This is a genomic window from Klenkia terrae (assembly GCF_900491935.1).
Lineage (GTDB): Bacteria > Actinomycetota > Actinomycetes > Mycobacteriales > Geodermatophilaceae > Klenkia > Klenkia terrae.
Genome location: NZ_UEXK01000004.1, coordinates 3800866 through 3824561, shown reverse-complemented (window position 1 = coordinate 3824561; position 23696 = coordinate 3800866). Strand labels below are relative to the sequence as shown.

Annotated in this window: 26 protein-coding genes and 2 pseudogenes; 13 read left to right on the top strand and 15 right to left on the bottom strand. The window is 74.0% G+C overall.

Translation table 11 applies throughout. From position 1 onward, the window contains the following. Nucleotides 1–12 precede the first annotated feature (12 nt). Nucleotides 13–375 (top strand): DUF1330 domain-containing protein, encoded by a 363-nt coding sequence (locus LFA75_RS19090; protein WP_225235175.1) that lies wholly within the window; start codon nt 13–15, stop codon nt 373–375. A gap of 8 nt (nt 376–383) precedes the next feature. Here LFA75_RS19090 and LFA75_RS19085 read toward each other — a convergent pair whose 3' ends face one another. Beyond that, entirely contained in the window at nt 384–1361 is a 978-nt protein-coding gene (locus LFA75_RS19085; RefSeq protein ID WP_225235174.1) for an ERCC4 domain-containing protein, read from the bottom strand. 136 nt (nt 1362–1497) lie between these two features. Between LFA75_RS19085 and LFA75_RS19080 the strand changes: the two genes are divergently transcribed. Then, nucleotides 1498–1782: a Fe-S cluster assembly protein HesB gene (locus LFA75_RS19080; RefSeq protein ID WP_225235173.1), complete on the top strand. Its 285-nt coding sequence runs from the start codon at nt 1498–1500 to the stop codon at nt 1780–1782. Between the two features lie 30 nt (nt 1783–1812). Here the strand turns inward: LFA75_RS19080 and LFA75_RS19075 are convergent, their stop codons facing one another. The 5 genes from LFA75_RS19075 to LFA75_RS19055 all read right to left on the bottom strand — a co-directional run bounded on the left by LFA75_RS19075 (nt 1813) and on the right by LFA75_RS19055 (nt 6217). After that, nucleotides 1813–2637 carry a phosphoenolpyruvate hydrolase family protein gene (locus LFA75_RS19075; RefSeq protein ID WP_225235172.1) on the bottom strand — a complete coding sequence of 275 codons (825 nt, stop codon included), beginning with the start codon at nt 2635–2637 and terminating at the stop codon, nt 1813–1815. Beyond that, complete coding sequence (locus tag LFA75_RS19070) at nt 2637–3866, bottom strand: Tm-1-like ATP-binding domain-containing protein (RefSeq protein WP_225235171.1); 1230 nt, start codon at nt 3864–3866, stop codon at nt 2637–2639. Before LFA75_RS19070 ends, LFA75_RS19075 begins: the two co-directional genes overlap by 1 nt. Before the next feature lie 72 nt (nt 3867–3938). Further along, entirely contained in the window at nt 3939–5057 is a 1119-nt protein-coding gene (locus LFA75_RS19065; RefSeq protein WP_225235170.1) for an aldo/keto reductase, read from the bottom strand. 60 nt (nt 5058–5117) lie between these two features. After that, nucleotides 5118–5807, bottom strand: coding sequence for a hypothetical protein (locus LFA75_RS19060; protein WP_225235169.1), 690 nt, complete (start codon nt 5805–5807; stop codon nt 5118–5120). Beyond that, a complete protein-coding gene (locus tag LFA75_RS19055) occupies nt 5804–6217 on the bottom strand; it encodes a DUF898 domain-containing protein (RefSeq protein WP_225235168.1) in 414 nt (137 codons plus the stop codon). Before LFA75_RS19055 ends, LFA75_RS19060 begins: the two co-directional genes overlap by 4 nt. A gap of 205 nt (nt 6218–6422) precedes the next feature. On the opposite strand from LFA75_RS19055, the gene LFA75_RS19050 reads away from it, so the two are divergent. Further along, a complete protein-coding gene (locus tag LFA75_RS19050; protein ID WP_225235167.1) occupies nt 6423–6932 on the top strand; it encodes a PASTA domain-containing protein in 510 nt (169 codons plus the stop codon). Nucleotides 6933–6977: 45 nt separating this feature from the next. Here LFA75_RS19050 and LFA75_RS19045 read toward each other — a convergent pair whose 3' ends face one another. Beyond that, the gene (locus LFA75_RS19045; protein ID WP_225235166.1) at nt 6978–7526 is read right to left on the bottom strand and encodes a GIY-YIG nuclease family protein; all 549 of its coding nucleotides are present in this window, start codon (nt 7524–7526) and stop codon (nt 6978–6980) included. Between the two features lie 36 nt (nt 7527–7562). Here LFA75_RS19045 and LFA75_RS19040 point away from each other — a divergent pair, with 36 nt between their 5' ends. After that, nucleotides 7563–7856, top strand: a complete 294-nt coding sequence (locus LFA75_RS19040) for a hypothetical protein (protein WP_225235165.1) — start codon at nt 7563–7565, stop codon at nt 7854–7856. A 90-nt stretch (nt 7857–7946) separates the two neighbouring features. Here LFA75_RS19040 and LFA75_RS19035 read toward each other — a convergent pair whose 3' ends face one another. Then, the gene (locus LFA75_RS19035) at nt 7947–8939 is read right to left on the bottom strand and encodes a CU044_5270 family protein (protein WP_225235164.1); all 993 of its coding nucleotides are present in this window, start codon (nt 8937–8939) and stop codon (nt 7947–7949) included. Further along, the gene (locus tag LFA75_RS19030; RefSeq protein ID WP_225235163.1) at nt 8936–9460 is read right to left on the bottom strand and encodes an RNA polymerase sigma factor; all 525 of its coding nucleotides are present in this window, start codon (nt 9458–9460) and stop codon (nt 8936–8938) included. Before LFA75_RS19030 ends, LFA75_RS19035 begins: the two co-directional genes overlap by 4 nt. A 190-nt stretch (nt 9461–9650) precedes the next feature. Between LFA75_RS19030 and LFA75_RS19025 the strand changes: the two genes are divergently transcribed. After that, complete coding sequence (locus LFA75_RS19025; RefSeq protein ID WP_225235162.1) at nt 9651–10736, top strand: hypothetical protein; 1086 nt, start codon at nt 9651–9653, stop codon at nt 10734–10736. Here the strand turns inward: LFA75_RS19025 and LFA75_RS19020 are convergent. The 5 genes and pseudogenes from LFA75_RS19020 to LFA75_RS24175 all read right to left on the bottom strand — a co-directional run. Then, nucleotides 10702–10953, bottom strand: coding sequence for a hypothetical protein (locus tag LFA75_RS19020; RefSeq protein ID WP_225235161.1), 252 nt, complete (start codon nt 10951–10953; stop codon nt 10702–10704). The two genes, LFA75_RS19025 and LFA75_RS19020, sit on opposite strands and share 35 nt — an antisense overlap. Before the next feature lie 42 nt (nt 10954–10995). Then, nucleotides 10996–11724 carry an HIRAN domain-containing protein gene (locus LFA75_RS19015; protein WP_225235160.1) on the bottom strand — a complete coding sequence of 243 codons (729 nt, stop codon included), beginning with the start codon at nt 11722–11724 and terminating at the stop codon, nt 10996–10998. Between the two features lie 10 nt (nt 11725–11734). After that, entirely contained in the window at nt 11735–12655 is a 921-nt protein-coding gene (locus LFA75_RS19010; protein WP_225235159.1) for a HipA domain-containing protein, read from the bottom strand. A 240-nt stretch (nt 12656–12895) separates the two neighbouring features. After that, nucleotides 12896–13414 carry an IclR family transcriptional regulator domain-containing protein gene (locus LFA75_RS19005; protein WP_404820978.1) on the bottom strand — a complete coding sequence of 173 codons (519 nt, stop codon included), beginning with the start codon at nt 13412–13414 and terminating at the stop codon, nt 12896–12898. A gap of 45 nt (nt 13415–13459) precedes the next feature. Further along, nucleotides 13460–13552, bottom strand: a pseudogene (locus tag LFA75_RS24175) (helix-turn-helix domain-containing protein); the annotation flags it as partial. Between the two features lie 13 nt (nt 13553–13565). Between LFA75_RS24175 and LFA75_RS19000 the strand changes: the two are divergent. Next, nucleotides 13566–13622: pseudogene (locus LFA75_RS19000) on the top strand (hypothetical protein); the annotation flags it as partial. Between the two features lie 37 nt (nt 13623–13659). Here LFA75_RS19000 and LFA75_RS18995 read toward each other — a convergent pair. Further along, nucleotides 13660–15171 (bottom strand): APC family permease, encoded by a 1512-nt coding sequence (locus LFA75_RS18995; protein ID WP_225235157.1) that lies wholly within the window; start codon nt 15169–15171, stop codon nt 13660–13662. A 179-nt stretch (nt 15172–15350) separates the two neighbouring features. Between LFA75_RS18995 and LFA75_RS18990 the strand changes: the two genes are divergently transcribed. From LFA75_RS18990 to LFA75_RS18960, 7 genes are all read left to right on the top strand, one after another. After that, on the top strand, nt 15351–16019 hold the full coding sequence (locus LFA75_RS18990; RefSeq protein WP_225235156.1) for an APC family permease: 669 nt from the start codon (nt 15351–15353) through the stop codon (nt 16017–16019). After that, a complete protein-coding gene (locus LFA75_RS18985; RefSeq protein WP_225235155.1) occupies nt 16019–16840 on the top strand; it encodes an APC family permease in 822 nt (273 codons plus the stop codon). The genes LFA75_RS18990 and LFA75_RS18985 overlap by 1 nt, the downstream gene beginning before the upstream one ends. Before the next feature lie 11 nt (nt 16841–16851). Beyond that, nucleotides 16852–18756 (top strand): primary-amine oxidase, encoded by a 1905-nt coding sequence (locus tag LFA75_RS18980; protein WP_225235154.1) that lies wholly within the window; start codon nt 16852–16854, stop codon nt 18754–18756. Further along, complete coding sequence (locus tag LFA75_RS18975; RefSeq protein ID WP_225235153.1) at nt 18753–19103, top strand: hypothetical protein; 351 nt, start codon at nt 18753–18755, stop codon at nt 19101–19103. The genes LFA75_RS18980 and LFA75_RS18975 overlap by 4 nt, the downstream gene beginning before the upstream one ends. A 129-nt stretch (nt 19104–19232) precedes the next feature. Then, the gene (locus tag LFA75_RS18970) at nt 19233–20429 is read left to right on the top strand and encodes an FAD-dependent monooxygenase (protein ID WP_225235152.1); all 1197 of its coding nucleotides are present in this window, start codon (nt 19233–19235) and stop codon (nt 20427–20429) included. A gap of 226 nt (nt 20430–20655) precedes the next feature. Then, complete coding sequence (locus LFA75_RS18965; protein WP_225235151.1) at nt 20656–21477, top strand: hypothetical protein; 822 nt, start codon at nt 20656–20658, stop codon at nt 21475–21477. Nucleotides 21478–21546: 69 nt separating this feature from the next. After that, nucleotides 21547–23673 carry a putative bifunctional diguanylate cyclase/phosphodiesterase gene (locus LFA75_RS18960; protein ID WP_225235150.1) on the top strand — a complete coding sequence of 709 codons (2127 nt, stop codon included), beginning with the start codon at nt 21547–21549 and terminating at the stop codon, nt 23671–23673. Nucleotides 23674–23696: the final 23 nt, after the last annotated feature.

The window sequence follows — 23696 nt, the reverse complement described above, 5'->3', positions numbered from 1 at the left end:
CGGTGCGGGCCCATGGCGATCAACCCCCGCGGTGCCGACCTGAAGCAGTTCCTCGCCGAGGACCCCGGCGGGCCCGTGGTCATGCTCAACCTGCTGCGCTTCGCCGACGGCGGCCGGGAGTCCTACGCCACCTACTCCCGGGCCGTCGAGCAGACGTTCCTCCCCCGCTACGGCGGCGAGGTCGTCTACGCCGGGGACGGCGGCACCCCGCTTGTCGCCGAGGAGGGCCAGGCGTGGGACGCCGTCCTGCTGGTGCGGTACCCGAGCCGGGAGGCCTTCAGCGCGATGGTGGCCGACCCCGAGTACCAGGAGTTCACCCAGCACCGGACCCAGGCGCTGACCGAGGCGGTGCTGCAGCCGACCGCCGCCCGGTAGGCCGTGGCTCAGTCCTCGGTACTGGCTGTCCGGGAGGCCAGGTACCGGGCGGTCAGCTCCGCCGGGACCCGGCCCCGGTCGCTGACGTCGATGCCCTCCGCGCGCGCCCACCGGCGCACCTGCGCCGGGGTCGGCGCCGGGACCGGCACCGGCCCGGCCGGGGCGAAGGTCTGCTCGACCCCGGCGGTGTCCGCGGCGGCTGCCAACTCGGCCTGGCAGGCGCCCAACCAGCGGTAGGTCCACTCCTGGGCCAGCGGCCGGGTCTCGCAGAACACCACCGGCACGGCGGGGAACCGGGCCTGCGCCTCGGCCAGCGCCTCCGCAGCCGCGGCGCCGGGCCAGTGCTCCAGGGAGAACAGCCGGCTGTACCGGTCCTCGACGACGACCGCCGACCGGGGCAGCGCGCTGAGCTCGGCCATCGCATAGGTCAACTTCCCGCTGCGCAGGCTGGTCACCAGGTCGGCGAGGGTCTTGCGCTCGACGGCGGCCAGCACCTCGCCGTCCCGCAGCACGGCGTAGTCGCCGGCGGCCAACCGCCGCCGGGTGGTCACCGCCTGCTGGTGGCCGAAGGTCCAGGGGTACTTCTCCGCGGTGTCGACGACGATCTCCAGCACCTGGCCGGCCGCCCGGGCGGTGGGCAGCGCAACACCCGGCCGGGCCTGCTTGCTGGTGCTGGGGGTCTGCCAGAAGACGACCTCGCGACCGCGGGCTCGGGTGAGCACCAGCTGCGAGCGGTTGCGGCGGGCCCGGGTGAGGACGAGGTCGATGGCCGGTCCGCGCCGGGTGCAGGTGCGCACCTCGTGCCGCTCGAGGACCTCGGCGTCCGCCGGCCAGCCCTCGGCCCGGTGGCAGTAGACCTTCGTCGCCCCCGGCCAGGTCTCCCGGGCCTTCAGCACGATCCCCTCGGCACCCAGCGGCACCCGGATCAGGTAGGGCAGCGACGAGTCCGGGTCAGGGTTGCGTGCCACCAGGAAGTCATCGGCCACGGCCTGCAGCCTGCCAGGCACCTGCTCGTGCTACGAGGTCATGACGATCTCGGCGCCGGGTTGACCCGGGCCGCCCGGGCCGCCGAGGCTCGAGGGGTCAGCAACGACGTCCTGGACTCCGAGAGGACCTTCTCCCGTGCTCACCTTGACCCCGCAGGCGACCACCGCGATCCGCAGCATCACCGAGAAGAGCGAGGCCGCCGAGCAGGGCGGCCTGCGCATCTCCGGCGACACCGCCGACCAGTCCCTCGCCGTCAGCCTGGCCGCGGTGCCGGCCGACGACGACCAGGTCGTCGAACAGGACGGCGCCCGGGTCTTCCTGGACGGCAAGACCGCGACCGTCCTGGACGACAAGACCCTGGACGCCGGCGCCGCCCCGTCGGGCAGCATCCAGTTCGCGATCACCGAGACGGCCGGCTGAACCCGCTCCCTGCCCCCGGCCTACGGACGGTCACGTCAGGCGCAACGCGGCGAACTCCGCCACCTGCCCGGCGATCGCCTTCTCCGTCGGCAGCCGCTCCATGGACGACGCACCGAAGAAGCCGGCGACGCCGGTGGTGCGCTCCAGCACGTACTGGGCGTCGGCGGGCTCGGCGATCGGCCCGCCGTGGCACAGCACCAGGACGTCGGGGCGCACCGCCACCGCCGCGTCGCGCAGCTCCTGCACCCGCGCGACCGCGTCGTCCAGGGTCATCGCGGTCTGCGCGCCGATGGTCCCGCTGGTCGTCAGGCCCATGTGCGGCACCAGCACGTCCGCCCCGGCCTCGGTCATGGCCACCGCCTGCTCGGCGTCGAACACGTAGGGCGCCGTCACCAGACCACGCTCGTGGGCGGCGCGGATCATCTCGACCTCCAGGCCGAAACCCATGCCGGTCTCCTCGAGGTTCGCCCGGAACGTCCCGTCGATCAGCCCCACCGTCGGGAAGTTCTGCACCCCGGCGAACCCGATCCGCACCAGCTCGTCGAGGAACGGGCCCATCAGCCGGAACGGGTCGGTGCCGCACACCCCGGCGAGCACGGGGGTGTCCTGCACGACCGGCAGCACCTCGCGGGCCATGTCGACGACGATCGCGTTCGCGTCGCCGTAGGGCATCAGCCCGGCCAACGAACCGCGGCCGGCCATCCGGTAGCGCCCGGAGTTGTAGATGATCAGCAGGTCGACCCCACCGGCCTCCGCGGCCTTCGCCGACAGGCCGGTGCCGGCGCCCGCGCCGATGATCGGCCGGCCGGCAGCGGCGGTCGCCAGCAGTCGAGCTCGTGCCGTTGCGGCGTCCATCAGTTCCCCTCGGCGGTGATCAGGGCGTGCAGTCGCTCGGCGGCCAGCCGGCCGAAGCCGGGGTCGTTGATCGCGCCGTCCCAGTCGGTGACCGGCACGTCGGTGCCGGCCAGCCCCTCCCGGACGGCGCCGAAGAGGGCCTCGTCCGCGTCGGGGTCGGCGAACGGCCCACCGGGGACGTCGATCCCCGACACCCCGCCCACCGGCAGCAGCACCTCGGCCGGGCCGGTGGCCGCGCCGACCTTGGCCGCCACCCGCCGTCCCAGCTCCGCGCTCTCCTCAGCCGTGGTGCGCATCAGCGTGACGGTGGGGTTGTGCACCAGGAACTGCCGATCGGCGAACTCAGCCGGCACCGTCTCCCGGCCGCCGAAGTTGACCATGTCCAGCGCACCGACGCTCACCACCTGCGGGATGCCGCGCCGTCCGGCCGCCTCCAGCCGGTGCGGACCGGCGGTGAGCACCCCGCCCACCAGGTCGTCGGCGAGCTCGGTGGTGGTCAGGTCGAGCACACCGGCGAGCAGCCCGGCATCGGCCAGGCCCTCCAACGCGCGGCCGCCGGCGCCGGTCGCGTGGAAGACCAGCACCTCGTAGCCGAGCTCGGTGAGCCGGGCCCGAGCCTCGTCGACCGCGGGCGTGGTGAGCCCGAACATGCTCGCGCCGACCAGCGGCGCGTCGTCGGTCGCCGGCTCCGCCGTCCGACGCTCGTAGGCGACGGCCATGCCGGCCGCGGCGGCGGCGGCGTTGCCGAGCACCGCCCGCGAGATCGAGTTCAGCCCCGAGATGTCGACGACGGAGTACATGAGCGTGACGTCGGACTGCCCGACGTAGGGCGCGACGTCCCCCGACGCCATCGTCGACACCAGCAGCTTCGGGACGCCGACCGGCAGCGCCTGCATCGCCGGCGCCGCGATCGACGAGCCACCGGACCCACCGACGGCGAGGACGGCGTGCAACCTGCCCTGCTCGAGCAGATCCCGGACGACGGCTGCCGCGCCCTTCCCCATCGCGTCCATCACCGCACCGCGGTCACGCGCTGCGAGCAGCGGGCCGACGTCCACCCCCGACCGGGAGGCGACCTCGGACGACGGGACGTCGGCCGCGGCGTCCTCGGTGAAGCTGCCGACGTCGACCGTGACGACCTCGCAACCGGCGGCCTCCAGCTGCGCGCGCAGCCAGCTGTCCTCCTCGCCCTTGGTGTCCAGCGTGCCCAGCAGAACCACGGTCGCCATCGACCGCCTCCTGTCGTCGAGGGGGATGGGGGGGGGTCAGCGCCGACGCAGCGACGCGTCGGTGATCGCNTATTAGGCTACGGGGGGCCCGCGATATCTAGAAGGCGTCGGCACCGTCAGATGTGTATAGGGTATAGGAGCCAGGCGCCGACGCAGCGACGCGTCGGTGATCGCGGGCGGGGCGTACCCGGCGTCGTCGGCCCGGATGTTGGTCCCCGGCGGCACGATCGCGTCGATGGCGTCCAGCACGTCGTCGGTCAGGACGACGTCCACCGCCGGGAGCTGGCTGGTGAGCTGCTCCATCGTCCGCGGTCCGATGATCGACGACGTCACCCCCGGGTGCCGGATCGTGAACGCGATCGCCAGCTGCGGCAGGCTCACCCCGGCCTGCTCGGCGACCCCGGCCAGGGCGTCGGCGGCGTCCAGCTTGCGCTGGTTGATCGGGTCCGACAGGTCGTAGCGCGAGGCCATCCGGCCGCCCATCGCCGAGGCGCGGTGCGTCTCGGGGGCATCGGCGCCCTTGCGCCACTTGCCCGACAGCCAGCCACCGGCCAGCGGGCTCCACACCAGGGTGCCCATGCCGTACTCCTGGGTCACCGGCAGCAGCTCGCGCTCGATGCCGCGAACCAGCATCGAGTAGGGCGGCTGCTCGCTGATGAACCGCCCGCTGTGCCGCACCGCCGCCGCCCACTGCGCCTGCACGACCTGCGAGGGCAGGAACGTCGAGGACCCGAAGTAGCGGATCTTCCCCGCCCGCTGCAGGTCGGTCAGCGCGTCGAGGGTCTCCTCGATCTCCGCGTCGGCCGAGGGACGGTGGATCTGGTAGAGGTCGATGTGGTCGGTCTGCAACCGGCGCAGGCTGTGCTCCACCTCGGTCACCAGCCACCGACGGCTGTTCCCCTGCTGGTTGGGGTCCTCCCCCATCGCCCCGTGCGCCTTGGTCGCCAGCACGACGTCGTCCCGCCGTCCCCCGGCCAGCGCCTTGCCGACGATCTCCTCGGACTCCCCCGCCGAGTACACGTCCGCGGTGTCCACGAAGTTGATCCCCGCGTCCAGGGCGGCGTGGATGACCCGGACCGACTCGTCGTGGTCGGTGTTCCCCCACGCGCCGAACATCATGGCTCCCAGGCAGAGCGGGCTGACCTTGACGCCGGTGCGACCGAGCGTGCGCATCTCCATGGGTCGTTGCATGCCCCCACCAACCCGTCGCACACACGGCGTCGCTCCTGGGCTCGGGGCGTGCGTGACCCGTCAGACGAAGGCGCGCTCCCGCAGCTTCTCCTCGGCCTCGGTCGGCAGGTGGACGTCCAGGAAGAGCTCGTCGACGGTGAAGTACGAGCCGCCCCGTGCCGAGCGGGCCGCGACGACGGCGTCGGCGAGCCCCGGGGCGATGTCGCAGACCGACGCGATCGCCGAGGCAGGCGCACCGTTCAGGTCGACCAGCCCGCCGTCGTCGTAGCCGCGGCCGAGGTCCGGGCGGCCGATGCCGAGCTCACGTGCCATGGACCGGTCCCGAGCGATCAGCTCGCGGGTCTCCGCGCGGCGGGTGCGGGCGGCCAGGATCGAGGCGATCGCCGGGTCGGTGTGCAGCGGCCGGGCGGTCGGGACCACCCCGCCGTACACCTCGCGCCGCAGACCGTTCAGCTTCACGACCGACACGACCGCGGCCGCCAGCGCCGAGAACCCGCCCAGTGTGCTGAACACCGAGTCCGGTGTCGTGCCGTCGGGGTTCCGGTCCGGCGTCAGGACCAGGAGGACGACGAGCCACGCCGTCACCGCGGTGAACGCGACCGCCCACCGGCGGACGTCGGGCCCGTGCAGCTGCTGGGCCGCGTGCCAGAACGGGACGCAGGCCAAGAAGCCGACCGACAGCCCGGCCACCCAGAGGTACCAGCGCCCGGTGCCGGTCGCCGAGACCGTCTCCTGCGGGGAGGCCGTCACCGGCCGACCGCCGGGAGGGGCTGCGCGGCCCAGCCACCGTCACCGCGGGGCGGCAGCGCCCCGGCGGCGTGCACGGACACCAGCGGCAACGGCGGTGCGGCCTGGTCGAACTCGGTGTGCTGCCACTTCCACCGCTGGATGCGCGGGATCACCCAGAGCAGGTAGACGCCCAAGGTGATGAAGGAGAGGAACAGCCACTTGAGCCAGTTGCCGAACAGGCCGATCGCCGAGCCGGTGAACCGGAGCTGGAAGCCGTCGATGTAGGAGTGCTTGGCCCGCCAGCGCTCGTTGAGCACCAACGCGAACGGGTAGCAGATGCCGAGCGTGAAGACGGTGATGGCCAGGCCGAGCAGTGCGGTGCCGACGTAGGTCGCGGCGCCGCCGTCGAAGCGGAAGCGAGCAGAACGCATGGTGTCCCCCGTGGGTGGCTGATGGAGCCGCGCCAGGTTAGGTAGGGGAACGACACCGGACGGTTCCGACACACCCGACTCCGGCATGGACGGGGCACGTGTGGCAGAGGAGACGACACCGACACCGCGCGGTACCGGACGGTGTCGTCTGCGCCGATGGGGTCCCCGGCACGACGCCGCACCACGGAGCAACGGGGGAACCACGATGACGCAGCACGTCAAGGACCGGTCCGCACGAGCAGCACGGGCCCAGGAGGGTGTCCTGCGGACGCCGCTCCTCCGCCGTCCTGCCGCCTGGGGAGCGGCGGCGACCGTCCTCGCCGCCTTCGTCCTGGGTGGTTGCGGCAGCGACGAACCCGCCGCCACCAGCGCGGCGACCTCGGCCAGCGCCGTCGCGCCGACCACCGAGGCGCCCGCGACCACACCGGCACCTGCGCCCGCACCCGCGGTCACCCCCACGACCGTGGCAGCGCCGGTCGTGGACTTCGCCATGCCCGACCTCGTCGGCACCGACCTGCAGACCGCCCAGGACACCATCCAGACCTACGGCGTCTTCCTCACCGTGTCCCACGACCTGCTCGGCACCCGCAACCAGGTGCTGGACTCGAACTGGATCGTCTGCGACCAGAACGTGGCGGCCGGGCAGCAGGTCACCGGCGAGGTCGAGGGCTCCATCGACTTCGGCGTGGTGAAGCGCGAGGAGGGCTGCCCCTGACACAGGGGCCGGCTGAGTCCTCGCCGGGGACTCGGCCGCCGGCGCTCAGCGACCGGCGGCCTTGGCCGCCTCGCGCCAGCGGCGACGGGCGTCGGCCACGAAGCCGTGCAGCGGGTGCGACTTGTTCTCCGCCTGGTTGAGCGGGGGCTCCAGCTCGGCGATGACGTCGGACTCCACCGTCCACGGCTCGGCGTGCTCGGCCCAGCTGACGTGCAGCGTCTGCGCCATCCAGTCCGACAGCGCCAGCTCGTCCTTGTTCACCAGCACCGGCCGCGTCGTCCAGCGGCTCCGCCAGCCCTGCTGCTCGGTGAGCAGCGCGGCCAGGGAGCGGCGCAGCGTCGACGATCCCGTCGTCCCGCGGATGTGGTCACCCACCACCCGCGAGCGCAGCGTCGCCGCCGACGTCGCCCCGCTCGGTGCGATGCCGATGTACAGCAGCTGCACCGGGGCGGTCGGGTGCCGCGGGCCGGAGATGCCGGGCAGCGCACCGAAGCGCCCCCACCAGGCGTAGATGCCGGGCACCGGCGGCACCGCCGTCATCGCCTCCGGTACCGGCACGGGCAGGGAGTGCAGCGCCTCGACCACTGGGTCCACGACCCACAGTCAACCCTGGCCTCCTAGGCTCGGGCCGTGCCGCATCCACCCCGTGACCCTGCTGCCACCGGACGCCGCTCGGTCCTGGTGCGGGTCCTCGGCGGAGTCGGCGTGCTCGGCATGGCCAGCCCGCTGATCTGGGTGGTCGCGCTGGCGGTGATGTGGTTCGTCGCGCGCGACTCCCTGAACGGGGACCTCGTCTTCACCGTCTTCGCCACGACGCTGCTGGCGATGGTCGTCGGCGTCCTCCTGTTCGGCCTGGCCGACCGGCTCGACCAGCGCGGCAAGGCCCCCGCCGGCGAGGACGACGCAGCCTCCGAGCTGCCCTGACCCGGGGGTGTCCGCACATCCCTCAGGGTGTGCGGTCATCGCGATGCGCGGACACCCGCAGGGACGACCGGACACCCCGGCCGGAGATGCTCAGCCGACCAGGTCCTCGGCGTCCGGCACCGTGCCGGCGGAGTCGGCGACCCCGCGGGCGAGCACCGCGGTCAACCCGGTGAGCGTGCCGGCCGGACCCATCGGACCGTCGGCGACCAGGTACTCCCGCGCCCCCAGGTAGGAGTGCGTACCGGCGTCGAAGATCCACTCGTGCCGCTGGCCGTTCCGCACCAGGGCCACCCCGATCCCGGCGCGGCCGGCGGCGTCCTGCGCCCCGGGTACGACCTCGACGCCGGGGATCAGCGCCACCGCGCGGTAGAGCGCAGCGTCGACGGCGGGTGGGGCCAGGCTCTCCTGCAGCAGGCTCCCGATCGCGAGGAACGCCGCGAGGTCGTCGGACGCGGTCGCCCGCACCTGGTCCAGCAGCTGCTGCGGGTCGGTCGGGAGCTGGGCGAGCACCTCGTAGCGGGCGGGATCGCCCCCGCCGCCGAGCTCGAGGTTCAGCCGGGTGTCCACGCCGTCCTCGCGGATCAGGCCGATCCCGCCGTCCGGCTCCTGCGAGAGCCAGACCTCCCGGTCCTGCAGCCCCTCGAACACCGCCGGCCCGGTGCCCTCGTAGGCCGGGGTCGCGTCGATCGAGGCGCTCAGGCTGCGCACGTACACGTACTGGTCGGCCTGCGGCACGGGCACCGACGCCGCCGCTGCGGCCGTGGCGATCTCTCCCAGGACCTCCGGCGTGCGGGCGGCGTTCCCGGCGAGCACCTCGACGGTCGCCGGGTCGGCAGCGGGCTCGCGGGTCGGCGGCGTCCCGGACACCAGGACGGCGACGACGGCGGCCGCGGCGACCACCCCCACCGGCACGGTCAGCACCGGCCACCACCGGCGCCTCCGCCGGACCGGGGCGCCGAGGCCGTCGTCCACCCGGGACCGCAGCCGGGCGAGCTGGGCGACCTCGGCGACGGTCGGGGCACCGCTGCCCACCGGGTCGGCCTCGCAGAGGAGCAGGTCCAGGTCGTCGGGGGTGCGGCTCATCGTCGGCCTCTCTGGGGTGCGGCGTCCGGTACGGGGGTGGGGTCGGTCTCGGCCAGCACGGCTCGCAGGCGTTGCCGGGCCCGGTGCAGCCGGACCCGCAGGGCGGCCGGGGAGCACCCGAGCACCTCGGCGGCCTCGGCCGGCGACAACCCATCCCAGGCAATGAGCGTCAGCAGCTCCCGGTCGTCGTCGCGCAGCTGGGCCAGCGCCCCGGCCACCGCCTCGCCGGCCCCGGGTTGGGGCGATGGCTCCCGCTCGGCGACGTCGGCCGCCCGGGACAGCAGGGCCGCGCGCCGGTCCCGCGCCCGCAGGTGGTTGGCCGCCACCCGGCGCGCGATGGCCAGCAACCACGGCAGGGCGAACTCCGGCGCGTCGGTCTGCCGTCGCCAGGCCACCGTGAACGTCTCGGTGACCACGTCGTCGACGTCGGCAGGGTCCACGCGGCGACGGGCGTAGCGCAGCACGGCCGGCGCGTGCTCCTGCCAGAGCTGCTCCAGCCGCACCTCCGCCGCGGAGGTCATGCCCGTCGTCCTGCTGCTGCGCCCACGTCGGGGTCAGTGTCCGGCAGACCCGCCCGCGTTACAGGGCGGCCCGCGTCGTCCTCGGGCGAGGATGTTGGCGAACACAGCTCGGCAGTACGGCATGCACGTCAACGGCGCTCACGAGCAGAGGACGACGTGGATGTCAGTGGTTCGAACTAGCGTTCGATCCATGCAGACGACCCCGCCCGCGGAGCTCGACGAGCTGATGTCCAGAGCCGCAGCCACCCTCTCCTCCGGCCTGCGGAAGGGACTCGAGAGTCCGACGCCCGGCGCCCTGCTCGGCATGGCGTCGATGCTGCTCGCCCTCTTGAGCGCCCCCGAGGTGGATCCGGGCAACACGACTGCCGTCGTCCGCGGGCTCGCGGCGCAACATCGCCCCGAGGCCTCAGCAGGCGCGCTGGCGATCGCCACCCTTGCCGACGACGCTGGTCTGCGCAGGTGGGCCCGTCGAGACTTGGCTGACCGCGGGTACGCCGTCCCACGATGGCTCGCCCAGCTGCACCGCGCCGCCCCGTCCGGTCGTGCGTTCGAGATCTCCGGTCCGTTCCGCGACCGCGACGACCTCGTCGTCGGCGTCACCCTCCCGACCGGACACCCGCTCACCGCCGTCGTCCGGATCGACAACGAGTTCGGCGGTCGGGCTGTCGGCGGCGCCCTGTTCGAGCTCCCTGTCGACGAGACGCTCGAGCACCTCCAGCCTCCCGACGACGCGGACGTCCACATCCGCAACATCGACGCGGCCGACGCCCGCGCCCGCATCGCCGCGAGCTTCAGCCACATCGATCTCCCACTCGCCTCGCGAACGGACTGGCACAGCCAGCGACCTCTCGTGCGCTGGCTGCTGACCCGCCTGCCGACCGGTGGCGAGCCACGAGTGCCCGGCCAGGTCGACGACGTCGACGTGGACCACGTCCTCCGCCGGTTCCTCGCGAGCCCATGGGGCCGGCCGTGGGTCCGAGGCCACTTGTCCGCTTTGGCCGAGCACGTCCTCGGCGACGGCCTGGCCAACGGTCTCGGCGACCCGCTGCTGTGGGCGCCGCACCACGTGGCCCGCCTCCTCGACCCGACTCATCGCCACATCGACGCGGACGAGCTCGATGCAGTCCGCACCCCCGAGCTGCTGCGCGACCTGATCCGCTACGGGCACGGCGAGCGCGGCCTACGACAGGAACTGACCGACAGGTCACTGCGTGAGGTCGACCGGTGCGCCGACGCATTCATCAGATCGGTTCGAGCCCGGGAGGAGGCAGCGTGAGCGCGGCAGGACCGCTCCCCGCGCCGGCCACGTCCATCCGGACCACGAGCCGGGCCTTCCACGCCTGCGCGAGTTGCCTCCTGACGATGGCATCGGCGTCCTTCGCGACAGCGGCAGCACGGCGGTCTTCGCCGTCGACCGGGTTGAGCAGCATGGCGGGGACGCTTCCCCCACCGACGAGGTCCAGGACTCCTTCGACGAGGAACCGGGCGGCCACCCGGTCGGCGTCGTCATCACCGCCTCGGTCGCCACCGGTTGATCAGTCGACGGTCTCCCACGCATCACCGGTGAAGGGCTGCTCGTCCGGATCGGCCTGCCCCTCCAGGCGCACGAGCAGCCGCAGGCGACTGCCCACCTCCGGACCGTTCACCCGGACGACCGACAGCCGGACGTCGTCGACCGAGTGGACGAAGTCCAGCAGGACGTCCGGGACATAACCGAGCGGCTGGTCGTCACCCTCGACGACGAGTACGGCTCGTGCATTCGTCCAGTTGTCGGGGTCAGGCCTGAGGAACAGAGCGTCGCCGACGCACAGTCGGCCAACCCGTTCATCGGCACCCGGCACGTGCCGCATGCCGTGCACGAGAAAGGTCGCGTGCGTGCTGCCGTCGGCGGCGACCTCGGGGATCGGCAGCAGCATGATGCCGTCGCCTGCTCGCTGCCCCCCGGATCGCGCGAGCACCTCGAGCGGGGTCACGTCGCCCGACAGGTCGAGCGCGGCCAGGTACATCGGGTGCTCAGGGCGACGCGGGTCCATGATCCGCTCCGCGAACAGAGGGAAGAGGCCGTCGGAGCGGTAGGAACGGCCGGTGTCGGAGAACCCGAGGAAGGGCCGGAACCCAGGGCGTGCAACGGCCGACCGGAGGTAGTGGAACGTGTACTGGCCCGCGGTGGGTGCACCCAGGACCCCGACCGGGCGGTAGAAGCCCTCGGCATCCTTCTCCGTGACCATCAACCGGTGGTGCTGGACGTGGGCGCCGCGCACCACGGTCGCGATCTCATCGACAGTCATCGAGCACCCTCCTCCGGTTGATGACCAGCAGTTGTTCGCAAAAGGTACGAGCAGGGTCCGACATTCGCGGTATTCCGTCGAGTGCACCACGGATGTCGTCGAGCTCCACCGCTTCCAGGGTCGACAACCAGTGCGCCCGGGCCGCCGTTCCCGCCTGGTCCAGTGCATCCGCAGCGACCGCGGTCAACGGGACCCTGGCACCGTCCTCGAACTTCCTGGCGAAGGCCTTGTCGGCGTACGCCGCCAGGCCGACGGAGTCCGCGGCCAGCGCAGCACGACGCGCCTCCGTGAGCGACGAGCCCAGCGCGGCACCGTGGTCGTAGGACGCAGCCAGCGTGACGACGCCGTCCTCGTCACGGAGCACCGCCCAGTTCTCCTCGTGCCGGTCGAGGTTGCCGATCCACGCGTCGAGCACCAGGTAACCGGCCAAGGCGGCCACGGCCGTCGGGACACCTGATGCCCCCGTCGGTGGACCCACGTCGAAGGCACGCAGCCGGTCGACGATGTTCTGGACCGAGTGCCCGACGTGGTTGCGGGGTGGCCGCCCGCGGCTGTCCCGGTATCGATAACCCGGGATGTCCGCCAGCAGGTTGGCACCGTTCTGGAACTCGGTCGACGGTTCCGCGAGGTCCTTGCAGACGACACCCGGTTCAGCCCCGTCCCCGCGCCGCACGTGGGCGAGTTCGACCTCGGCACACGGGACCCCGATCAACGACGCCAGCCGCTCGGCCGCCTTCTCCGACCAGTCCTCCCCCTGGAGCTCACCGGTCGCCGCAGCCCTGCGCGTGGCCTTGTACAGCCACTGGACGCCGTTCGGGTCGCGCCGCCACTGGTTCGCCCCGCTGCCGCGGGCCTCGATCTGGATCGTCTCCCAGTCGCTGACATCCACCTCGATCGCCTCGGCCACGGCGCGACGGTAGCCAGCAGGTCCGACACCGCGCCGGGTTCGGAAGGGCCACGCACGTCCCGCGCACCACCAGCACCGAGCTGTGTCCGCATCGAGAGCGTCCGCGAATTCCTGTGGGTGAGCGGGCCCTGCGATGGGCGCACACCCGCAGGGATCCGCGGACACCCCGGGTCGTGGGTGATCCCTGACGGTGGCGGGGCGGTGCAACGGCCTCGCACCGTGCAGAACGACCGCCGACCCCTACGACAGCAGCGGCGCCAGCTCCGCCGCGCAGAGCCGCGCCGCGTCCAGGCACTCCACCGGCACCTCCCCGCGCGGTGAGCTGATCGCCACCGCCGCCACCAGCCCGCCGGAGGCATCCAGCACCGGCACGGCCAGGCAGGCCACGCCGACGTGCAGCTCGCCGCTCTGCCCGGCCCAGCCCTGCGCGCGGACCTCGTCCAGCAGCAGGTCCAGCCGGTGCACCCGGGTCACCGTCGCCGGGGTCACCGCGGCCAGCCGAGCGGTGCCCGGCAGCAGCTGCCAGTCCGGGACGGCGGCCAGCAGCAACCGGCCGGCCGCGCTCGCGTGCAGGTGCCGCTCCACCAGCGCCACGGCGGCCAGCGGCAGGTCCGGGTCGACGTCGACCACCTTCAGCGACCGAGCCCCGTACCGGACCAGGTGCACCCCGGCCCGCACCCGCCCGCGCGCCTCCGCCAGCACCGTGCGCGCGGCAAGAGGCGGCGCGACCGGCGTCCCCGCGCCCAGCAACCCCTCCACCCGGGCGCCGAGGGCGAACCCGTGCAGGTCGGGCAGCCGGACCAGCCACTCCTCCCCCACCAGCAGGTTCAGCAGCCGGTAGGTCGTCGCCGGCGGCAGCCCGAGCTTCTCGGCCAGCTCCCCCGCGGTCACCCCCGGCCCCGCCCCGGCNGTGCAGCTGGTCCTGGACGGCTACCGCCCGCACCCTGCGCTGGCCGTCGACCGTCGCTGGGAGCTCGTCGCCGGGAACGCGGCCGTCGCCCTGCTCACGGCGGGGGGGGGCCCCCGGCCGGCGGGGGCGCCCGGCCCCGCGCCGGGCCCGCGGCGCCCCCCCCCCGGGGCCGCCCCCCCCCCCCCCCCCCCGGGGGGGCGAGGACCGAGCCCGTGGTCGCCGAGTCGTAGACGCCGCCCCCGGCCAGCCGGTCCGGATCGCGCAGCCGCCAGAACAGCCACAGCAGCGGACCGCCCAGCCACAGCACCACGAACACCGCGACCACCGCCCCGCCGAGCAGCACCGCGCCCAGCAGCACCAATGAGCCCAGCACCGCGGCCAGCACGCCCCCGACCAGCGGGCCCGGGGTCAGCTCGCCGATCCGGCGCAGGAAGCGTGGCATCGCCGCACACGCCAGCACGTAGGCCAGCAGGTAGCCCATCGCCGAGACGGTCAGCGAGCCGGCCAGCACCGTCCGCGGCGCGACGCCGGCGGCCAGCAGCACCACCGGGACGCCGGCCACCAGCGGCAGCACCGACAGCAGCGCCACCCACGGCGTGCCGAATCGCCGCGACGTCCGCCCGGCCGCGGCCGGCAGCACCCGCTCCCGGCCCATCGAGAACAGCACCCGGCCCAGCGCGTTCACCGAGCCGGTCACGCAGGCGAAGAACGACGCCACGATCCCGGCGTCCAGCAGCCCCGACAGCACGCCGAGGCCCTGCAGGTCCGCCAGCCGGCCCACCGGCACCGCGGAGTCCAGCACGTCGGCCGGCGCCGTCCGCAGCAGCAGCACCTGCGCCGCCCCCGCCGCCAGGAACAGCACCCCGGCCACCACCGGCGTCCACAGCACCGCCCGCGGCACGGCGACCAGCGGACGGCGGGCCTCCACCCCCAGCGTGGATGCGCTCTCGAACCCCATGAACCCGGCCACCGCCAGCACCGCGCCCACCGCCAGCCCACCCGGACCGGGCGTCGCCGTGGTCACCTCGTTGACCGCCCCGGTCCCGCGCTCCAGCACCACCAGCGCGGTGAGGACGGCGACCACCAGCGCGATCGACACCACCTCCAGCCCTAGGGCGAGCCGCGCGGACAGCGCGATCCCGCGCAGCGTCGCGGCCACCGCGGCCAGCCCGAGCAGCGCGGCCAGCAGCGCCGACGTCAGCGGGGTCGGCGCGAGCCCGAGCAGCGACCCGAGGTAGGCACCCGCCCCGGCCAGCGCCGACACCCCGACCGAGGCGTAGCCGATCACCAGCGCCCAGCCGGCGACCAGCGCACCGGCCGGGCCCAGGCCCTTCGCGGTGTAGCTGTAGAGCCCGCCGACCGCGGCCATCCGCCGGGCGAACTGGGTCAGGCACCAGCCCACGCCGACCAGCAGCGCGGTCGCGGCCAGCAGCACCCACGGCGTGGCCGCCCCGGCCGGCACCAGCACCAGCGCCGGGACGGCGACCATGGCCGCCGAGGGCGCCAGCGCGGACACCGACTGGGCCAGCACCTCCACGAAGCTCAGCCGCCGTCGGCGCAGGCCGGCGACCGGTGACCGGGCCGGGAGCGTGGCAGGCTGTCGCACGTCGGCAGGCTAGAGGTGGCCGGTGTCCCGTGGGCGATCCGCGAATGAGAATTGTGACGCGCAACACTCCCGATCGGCGTCGCACGGACGTCGTCGGAACATGACGCGGCGGTAACCGGCGTCACACCGGATCGGGCCAAGGTTCCGGGCAGTCCTGTCCCGCTGCCCCAGGAGCCCCCGTGGCCACCGTGTCGCCCCCGCCCGCCAGCCCCGCCTCAGATCCGGCACCACCGACCACCGCTCCCACCGACCACCGCCTCTCCGGCAAGCTCGGCGTGGGCGCCATCGTGTTCATGGTCGTGGCCGCCGCCGCGCCGCTGACCGTCGTCGCCGGCACCGTGCCGATCGGCATCGCCGCCGGCAACGGACCGGGCTACCCGGCCACCTACCTCGTCTCGGCGATCGTGCTGGCCTTCTTCGCCGTCGGGTTCACCGCGATGACCCGGCACGTGCCGAACGCCGGCGCCTTCTACTCCTACATCGGCGTGGGCCTGGGCCGCGGCTGGGGCCTGGGCAGCGCGCTGGTCGCCCTGGTCAGCTACGTGACCGTGCAGGGCGCCGTCTACGGCTACATCGGCTTCGCCCTCGGCGGCCTGGTCGAGTCCTACGGCGGGCCGTCGCTGCCCTGGTGGCTGTGGACCTTCGTCGTCATGGCCGTCACCGGCGTGCTCGGCTTCCGGCACATCGAGCTGTCCAGCAAGGTGCTCGGCGTCCTGCTGGTCGCCGAGGTCGGCATCGTGCTGCTCCTCGACGCCGTCGTCGTCGGCAAGGGCGGCACCGACGAGGGCCTGTCCAGCGCGTTCCTCAACCCGACCGAGGTGCTGTCCGGCGCCCCGGGCTCGGGCTGATGTTCGCCATCGCCGGGTTCATCGGCTTCGAGGCCACCGCGATCTTCCGCGACGAGGCCCGCGACCCCGACCGGACCATCCCCCGCGCCACCTACGCCGCGCTGGCCATCATCGGCGTCTTCTACACCGTCAGCGCCTGGGCCGTGGTCAGCGCCTGGGGCGACAGCGCGGTCGTCGCCGAGGCCGCCGCGGACCCCGGCAACATGCTCGTGGTCACGGCGCAGAACTACCTGGGGACGGCGGCCGGCGACGTCATGCAGGTCCTGTTCATCACCAGCCTCTTCGCCGCGGTGCTGAGCTTCCACAACGTGCTGAGCAGGTACTTCTTCTCCCTCGGCAACACCGGCGTCGTCCCGGCGTCCTTCGGCCGGAGCCACCCGACGCACTCCTCGCCGCACGTCGCCTCGCTGGTGACCACCGTCGTCGGCGCCGTCCTCATGGCGGCCAGCGCGATCGCCGGCCTGGACCCGGTGCTCGAGGTCTTCACCTGGCTGGCCGGGATCGCCAGCGTCGGCATCGTCGGGCTGATGCTGCTGGCCTGCGTCGCCGTCCTGGTGTTCTTCCGGCGCACCGGGGTGGACCGCCGGCCCTGGCAGACCGTCGTCGCACCCGCCCTGGGCGTGCTCGGGCTGACCGCGATCCTCGTGCTGCTGGTGCAGAACCTGCCCCTGCTCATGGGTGGCTCGACCGCCCTGGGCGTCGGCGCCGGCGTCCTGCTGCTCGTCGCCCTCGCCGCCGGGTTCGTCCTGGCCAAGGCCCGTCCGTCCGCCGCCCGTGACCTCGTCCGCGCCACCCGCGCGGACGCCGCCCCGCAGATCTGAGGAGACCAGCGATGACCACCACCGAGAACCGCACCGCCACCCACCCGCTGTCCCGGATGACCGCCGAGGAGATCGAGATCGCCCGCGGGCTCGTCGCCGACGCCGGGCTGGTGCAGCCCAGCACCGTGTTCGTCTACGTCGGCCTGGCCGAGCCGCACAAGCGCGACGTGCAGGAGTTCACCCCCGGCAGCCCGGTCGAGCGCCGGCTGCGGCTGCTGCTGCTGGACCGCGCCACCGGCGCCGGCCGGGACGTCCTGGTCTCGGTCACCGCCGGGACCGTCGTGTCCGACACCGAGATCGACGGCGTCGCCGACGGCCAGGTGCCGATCACCGATGCCGAGTTCGAGGCGATCGAGCCGATCCTTGCCGCCGACGAGGGCTGGGTCGCCGCGATGGCCAAGCGCGGTCTGGACGTCGCCGACGTCCGCGCCGTCCCGCTGTCGGCCGGGTCCTACTACCCCGAGGAGCACGGGCACCGCGTCGTCCGGGTGCTCGGCTTCCACCAGGCCGACCCCGACGACCTGCCCTGGGCGCACCCGGTGGACGGCGTCGTCGCCTACGTCGACATCACCCGCGGGATCACCACCGCCGTCCACGACCACTTCGACCTGCCGGTGCCCGCCGAGCGCGTCTCGCTGGAGGGCACCCCGCGCGACCTCAAGCCGATCGAGATCACCCAGCCCGAGGGCCGCTCGTTCACCCTCGAGGACGACGTCGTCCGCTGGGCCGGCTGGGAGTTCCGGATCGGCTTCGACGTCCGCGAGGGCCTGACCATCAACCAGCTCTCCATCGACGGCCGGTCGGTCGTGCACCGTGCCTCGATCGCCGAGATGGTCGTGCCCTACGCCGACCCCTCACCGGTCCGGTTCTGGCAGAACTACTTCGACACCGGCGAGTACCTCTTCGCCCGGTACACCAACTCCCTCGAGCTGGGCTGCGACTGCCTCGGCGACATCCAGTACCTGGACGCGACCATCGCCGACGAGACCGGCGCCCCGCGGGTCATGCGCAACGCCATCTGCATGCACGAGGAGGACTACGGCGTCGCCTGGAAGCACACCGACATGTTCACCGGGATGGCCGAGACCCGGCGCTCGCGGCGGCTGGTGGTCAGCTTCTTCACCACGATCGGCAACTACGACTACGGCTTCTACTGGTACCTCTACACCGACGGCACCATCCAGCTGGAGTCCAAGGCGACCGGCGTGGTGTTCACCTCGGCCTACCGCGGCGAGGAGCACCCCTACGCCACCGAGATCGCCCCGGGCCTGGGTGCGCCGTTCCACCAGCACCTGTTCTCCGCCCGGCTGGACATGGCCGTGGACGCCGCCGACGGCTCGGGCAACACCGTGCACGAGGTGGACGCCGTCCGGGTGCCGATGAGCGACACCAACCCCTACGGCAACGCCTTCACCCGCTCGCTGACCCCGATCACCCGGGAGTCCGAGAGCGGCCGGTCCACCGACGCCACCAAGGGCCGGACCTGGCACGTCGTCAACCCCGGCAAGACCAACCGCCTGGGCCAGCCGGTCGGCTACGCGCTGCACCCGGAGAACGCCCCGGTCCTGCTGGCCGACGACGAGAGCTCCATCCACCAGCGGGCCACCTTCGCCACCAAGTCGCTGTGGGTGACGGAGTACGACCCGGCCGAGCGCTATCCCGCGGGCGACTTCGTCAACCAGCACCCCGGGGCGGCGGGTCTGCCCGCGTTCATCTCCGGCGACGCCCCGCTGGAGGACACCGACGTCGTCCTCTGGCACACCTTCGGGCTGACCCACTTCCCGCGGCCGGAGGACTGGCCGGTCATGCCCACCGACTACGCCGGCTTCGTGCTGAAGCCGGTCGGGTTCTTCGACGCCAACCCCGCGCTCGGGATCCCCGCGTCGACGTCCTCGCACTGCGCGGGCAAGGGGTGACCAGCGCGGTCGCCGTCCGGTCCGGGGCGCTGACACCGGGCCGGACGGCGGTGGCGCTGTCGCTGGTCTCGGTCGTCGTGCACGCCGGGCTGCTCGAGCGCGACTCCCTGGGCTCCTGGGCGATGGTCGGCCTGGCGCTGGCCTGCCTGCCGTGCGCGGGCCGGCTGTGGTCGGGCCCGAGCCGCGGCACCTGGGCCACCGTCGCGCTGCTGGACGCCGGGATGCTGGTGCTGCACGTCCAGCTCATGGCTGGCATGCACCACCACGGCGGGACGACGCTGCCGGTGTGGCTGATGGTCGCCCAGCTCGCCCTGGCCGCCTGGGGTCTCCGCCCGGCCCGCCGCTGACCCGTCCACGGCGTGGATCAGGTGGGACGACGACCGTGCATCCTCGGCCGCCGACGTCGGTGGCTGAGGATGCGCATCGCCCGTCGGAGCTGATCCACGCCGCGGAGGGCGGGCGCGCATGCTGGGCGCGTGCCCTCCCCCACCGTGCTCGTCTCCGGCGCCAGCATCGCCGGACCCACCACCGCCTCCTGGCTGGCCCGCGCCGGGTACGAGGTCACCGTCGTCGAGCGGTTCGCCGCCCTGCGCGACGACGGCCAGAACATCGACGTCCGCGGGGCCGCCCGCGAGGTGCTGCGCCGGATGGGCCTGGAGGACGCCGCGCTGGCCGCCGGGACCGGCGAGCAGGGCACCGTCTTCCTCGGCGAGGGCGGCCGCGAGCTCGCCCGGTTCCCGGCCAGCACCGACGACACCTCCGGGCCCACCGCCGAGATGGAGATCCTCCGCGGCCGGCTCGGGGAGCTGCTGCACGACCACACCCGCGACGCCGTCCGGTACCTCTTCGACGACCAGATCGCCGGCCTGGCCCAGGACCTCGACGGCGTGGACGTCAGCTTCGCCTCGGGCCGGGAGGAGCGGTTCGACCTCGTCGTCCTCGCCGAGGGGGTCGGCTCCCGCAGCCGCGACCTGGTGTTCCCGGCCGCCTCCCGCGAGTACCTGGGCATGGTCATCGCCTACCTGACCATCCCGCGGCAGGACGACGACACCGACTGGTGGCGCTGGTACGTCGCCGGCCGCGGCCGCGGGGTCAACCTGCGCCCGGACGACGTCGGCACCATCCGCGCCTCGCTCAACGTGGTCACCGAGACCCGCGGCCTGGACGACCAGCCGCGCGAGGTGCAGGTCGCCTCGCTGCGCCGCGCGTTCGCCGGCGCCGGCTGGCAGACCGACCGGGTGCTCGCCGCCCTGGACGACGCCCCGTTCTACCTCGAGGACCTCGCCCAGGTGCACCTCGACAGCTGGTCGACCGGCCGGATCGCGCTGGTCGGCGATGCCGCGTGGTGCGCCACCCCGGTCAGCGGCATCGGCACCACCCTGGCCCTGACCGGCGCGTACACCCTGGCCGCCGCGCTGGCCGGGACCACCGACCACCGCGCCGCCTTCGTCGAGTACGAGCAGCGGATGCGGCCCTTCGTCGACAAGGGCCAGTCGCTGCCCCCGGGCGTGCCGCAGGTCGCCAACCCGCGCACCGAGCTGGGCCGGCGGGCCTTCGGCGCCGTCCTCCGGGTCGCCGCCAGCCCGCTCGCCGCCAAGGTCGGCGGGGTCGCCGGCCGGTTCACCACGCCCCCGGCCGACAAGTACGAGCTCCCCGCCTGGCCCGCCGCCTGACCCGTGCCGCAGCAGGTCACCGCGCAGTCATCGGGTCGCGCCACGACGCGACCCGATGACCGTGGGGTGACCTTTCTGCGGCCCCGGGACAGCCGGTCACCGCAGAGGGATCCGGTCACGGTGCACGGTGACCGGATCCCTGACGGGTGACCGCAGACTCACGCCGTCCGGGGAGACTCCGGCGTTGCAGGGTGACAGGAGCCCTGCAAGGCGTGAGTCTGCGCGGGTGACCCGCTCCCGCGCCCTCGCCGTCCTCGGGTCCGTCCTCGGGTCTGTCCTCGCCCTCACCGCCTGCGGGCCGAAGGACTCCCCCGCCGCACCCGGAGACGACCCCGACGCGCTGGTGCTCCGGGTGACCCAGGGCGGCGGGTACACCGCGCCCGGCGCCGACCTCGGCCGGCTGCCGCTGGTCAGCGTCTACCGCGACGGCCGGGTGATCACCGAGGGCCCGGTCGTGGCGATCTACCCGGCCCCGGCGTGGCCGAACGTGCAGGTCACCCGGCTGGACGACGACGCCGTCACCGACCTGGTCGACGCCGCCCTGGACGCCGGGGTGACCGCCACCGGCGACCTGGGCTCCCCCGGCCTGGCCGACGCGACCACCACAACGATCACCCTGGTCACCGCGGCGGGCACCAGCACCCGCGAGGTGTACGCGCTGCAGGAGGGCCAGGGTGACCCCGCCCTGACCGCCGACCAGGCCGCCGCCCGCACCGCGCTGGCCGACCTGGTCGACCGGCTCACCGCCGTCCAGGGGGACGGCGAGACCTACGAGCCCAGCGCGGTCGCCGCCCTGGCCGGCAGCTACGTCCCGGACCCCGACCTCGCGCGCGACCCGGTGACGTGGCCCGGCGCCCCCCTCCCCGGGGAGTCGGTGGCCCCCGGCATCGGGTGCACGGTGAGCGCGGGCGCCCAGGCCTCCGCCGTCCGCAGCGCCGCGCAGGACGCCGACGGCCTGACCCCCTGGACCGACGGCTCCGCCACCTGGGCGGTGACCTTCCGCCCGCTGCTGCCCGACGAGTCCGGCTGCGCCGACCTGGCCGGGTAGCACCCCCCGAGCGGGTGAGACGGCCGGTCCCGGGTCAAGGCCCGGTACCGGAACGCCGACAACCGGCAGGTGAGCGCCCCCACGAGCAGGTCCCGGGTGCCCGACGTCCTGACCGTGGGCGCCGTGGCGGCCCTGGTGCTCGCGTTCCTCCCCGCCACGCGCTCGGCGGCGGTCGTCGCGATCAGCCTGCTGGCCACCCTCGCCCCGCTCGTCGGGTGCCTGCTGCACCGCCCGGCCCGGCTGCTGCCGTGGGTCGTGGCCACCGGCATGCTCACCGGCTGGACCCTGTCGATCACCTTCGGCGCCCGCTGGCCCGTGCTCGGCGAGTACGCCCAGGACGTCGGCACGCTGTTCGGGGTCGGCCTGGTCCTCTACATGTTCACCCAGCACGTCCGGTCCCGTCCGGTGGACCGCCGCACCCACGAGCGCGCCGTCTGGGGCCGCCGGGCCGACCAGGTCACCCTCGTCCTGCTGATCGGCCTCGCCTCGGCCCAGGTGCTCACCACCGCGCGCGCCGCCTCGGCGCCGGCCAGCGCCTACTGGGCGCCGCTGGACGTGCTGATGATCGCGGTCGTGCTGCGGTTCGCGTTCTCCCGGGCCGGGCTGACCCCCAGCATCCGGCTGTTCATCGCCGGCTGCGTGGCCGCCGGCATCTACGACGCCGCGGCCTCCACCACCGGCATCCGCCTGCAGCCGCTGGACAGCGTGCTGTCGGTCGTCTGGGCGGTGTCGATGGCCTGCATGGTCGCCGCCGCCCTGCACCCGACCATGGCCGTGGCCTTCCGCAGCTCCGCGCTGCGCCGGCTGCGCCCGGAGTCCGGGCGGGTGCTGGGGCTCATGGCGCTGGCCCCCGTCCCGCTGGCCCTGGCGGTGCTGCACCCCTCCGGCCGCCTGCCGTGGCTGGTCTACCTGGCCACCGCCTGCGTGGTCGCCACCCTGGCGATCGTCCGCGGCGCCCAGGCCCTGCTCTCCAGCGAGGGCCACGCCGGCCGCGACCCGCTGACCGGCCTGGCCAACCGCCGCGGCCTGCAGATCGCCTTCGACGAGCTGCTGCTCACCGCCCGCCCCGGCGCCGACCACGTCGGCCGGCTGGCGCTGCTGGACCTCGACGACTTCAAGGACGTCAACGACACCCACGGCCACGAGGCCGGTGACCACCTGCTGATCGCGGTCGGCGAGCGGCTGTCGGCCGCCGTCGGCGACACCGGCACCGTCGCCCGCTCCGGCGGCGACGAGTTCGTGCTGGTGCTGCGCCCGGACGCCCCCGCGGTGGCCGACATCGTGACGGCCGCGTTCGGCGCCCCGCTGGCCCTGCGCGGCCCGCTGCCGCACAGCTCCCTGGTCCGGTGCAGCGCCGGGTGGGTGCCGCTGACCGCCGCCAGCCAGCTCCCGCTGGCCCTCGCCGACGCCGACATCGCCCTCTACGTCAGCAAGGGCAGCCGCCGCGGCGCCGCCACCGAGTTCGCCCCCGCCCAGCGCGACGAGGTGCTCGGCCAGATCGGGCTCAGCGACGACCTGCGCCGCCTGATCGCCGGGGACGGCGACGCCGGCGAGCTGCTGCTGGTCTTCCAGCCGCTGGTGGACCTGCGCACCCGCGTCGTGCTCGGCTGCGAGGCACTCGTCCGCTGGCAGCACCCCACCCGCGGTCTGCTGGGCCCCGACACCTTCCTGCCCGTCGCCGAGGCGCAGGGCCACGGCGCGGCCGTGGACACCCTCGTCCTGCGCCAGGCCTGCCAGGTGGCCGCCCGGTGGGCCGAGCAGGGCCTGGACCGCACGGTCAGCGTCAACCTGGGCCGCTCCTCGATGACCGAGCCCGACCTCGCCGACCAGGTGCGCGACGCCCTGGCCTGCAGCGGCCTGGCCCCGCACCGCCTGCACCTGGAGATCACCGAGCACGACCAGCTCCCGGTCGACGCCGGGGTCGACGCGCTGCGCCAGCTGGCCGAGCTGGGCGTCGCGATCAGCCTCGACGACTTCGGCACGGGCTACACCTCGCTGGCCTACCTGCAGCGCTACCCGATCACCCTGCTCAAGCTCGACCGTTCCATCACCGGCGCCGACGCCGGTGACGACCTCATCGCCGGGATCACCAGCCTGGCCGGGATCCTGGGCATGGCGGTGCTCGCCGAGGGCATCGAGACCGAGGATCAGCACGCCCGGCTCGCCGCGTTCGGCATCGACGCCGGCCAGGGCTGACTGTACGGCCGCCCGGTCCCCGC

Bases quoted from the DNA above. Each gene is read 5' to 3' on its own strand.
- LFA75_RS19090 (WP_225235175.1), top strand. From the start codon at position 13: ATGGCGATCAACCCCCGCGGTGCCGACCTGAAGCAGTTCCTCGCCGAG.
- LFA75_RS19075 (WP_225235172.1), bottom strand. From the start codon at position 2,637: ATGGACGCCGCAACGGCACGAGCTCGACTGCTGGCGACCGCCGCTGCC.
- LFA75_RS19070 (WP_225235171.1), bottom strand. From the start codon at position 3,866: ATGGCGACCGTGGTTCTGCTGGGCACGCTGGACACCAAGGGCGAGGAG.
- LFA75_RS19065 (WP_225235170.1), bottom strand. From the start codon at position 5,057: ATGCAACGACCCATGGAGATGCGCACGCTCGGTCGCACCGGCGTCAAG.
- LFA75_RS19055 (WP_225235168.1), bottom strand. From the start codon at position 6,217: ATGCGTTCTGCTCGCTTCCGCTTCGACGGCGGCGCCGCGACCTACGTC.
- LFA75_RS19050 (WP_225235167.1), top strand. From the start codon at position 6,423: ATGACGCAGCACGTCAAGGACCGGTCCGCACGAGCAGCACGGGCCCAG.
- LFA75_RS19035 (WP_225235164.1), bottom strand. From the start codon at position 8,939: ATGAGCCGCACCCCCGACGACCTGGACCTGCTCCTCTGCGAGGCCGAC.
- LFA75_RS19030 (WP_225235163.1), bottom strand. From the start codon at position 9,460: ATGACCTCCGCGGCGGAGGTGCGGCTGGAGCAGCTCTGGCAGGAGCAC.
- LFA75_RS19025 (WP_225235162.1), top strand. From the start codon at position 9,651: ATGCAGACGACCCCGCCCGCGGAGCTCGACGAGCTGATGTCCAGAGCC.
- LFA75_RS18985 (WP_225235155.1), top strand. From the start codon at position 16,019: ATGTTCGCCATCGCCGGGTTCATCGGCTTCGAGGCCACCGCGATCTTC.
- LFA75_RS18980 (WP_225235154.1), top strand. From the start codon at position 16,852: ATGACCACCACCGAGAACCGCACCGCCACCCACCCGCTGTCCCGGATG.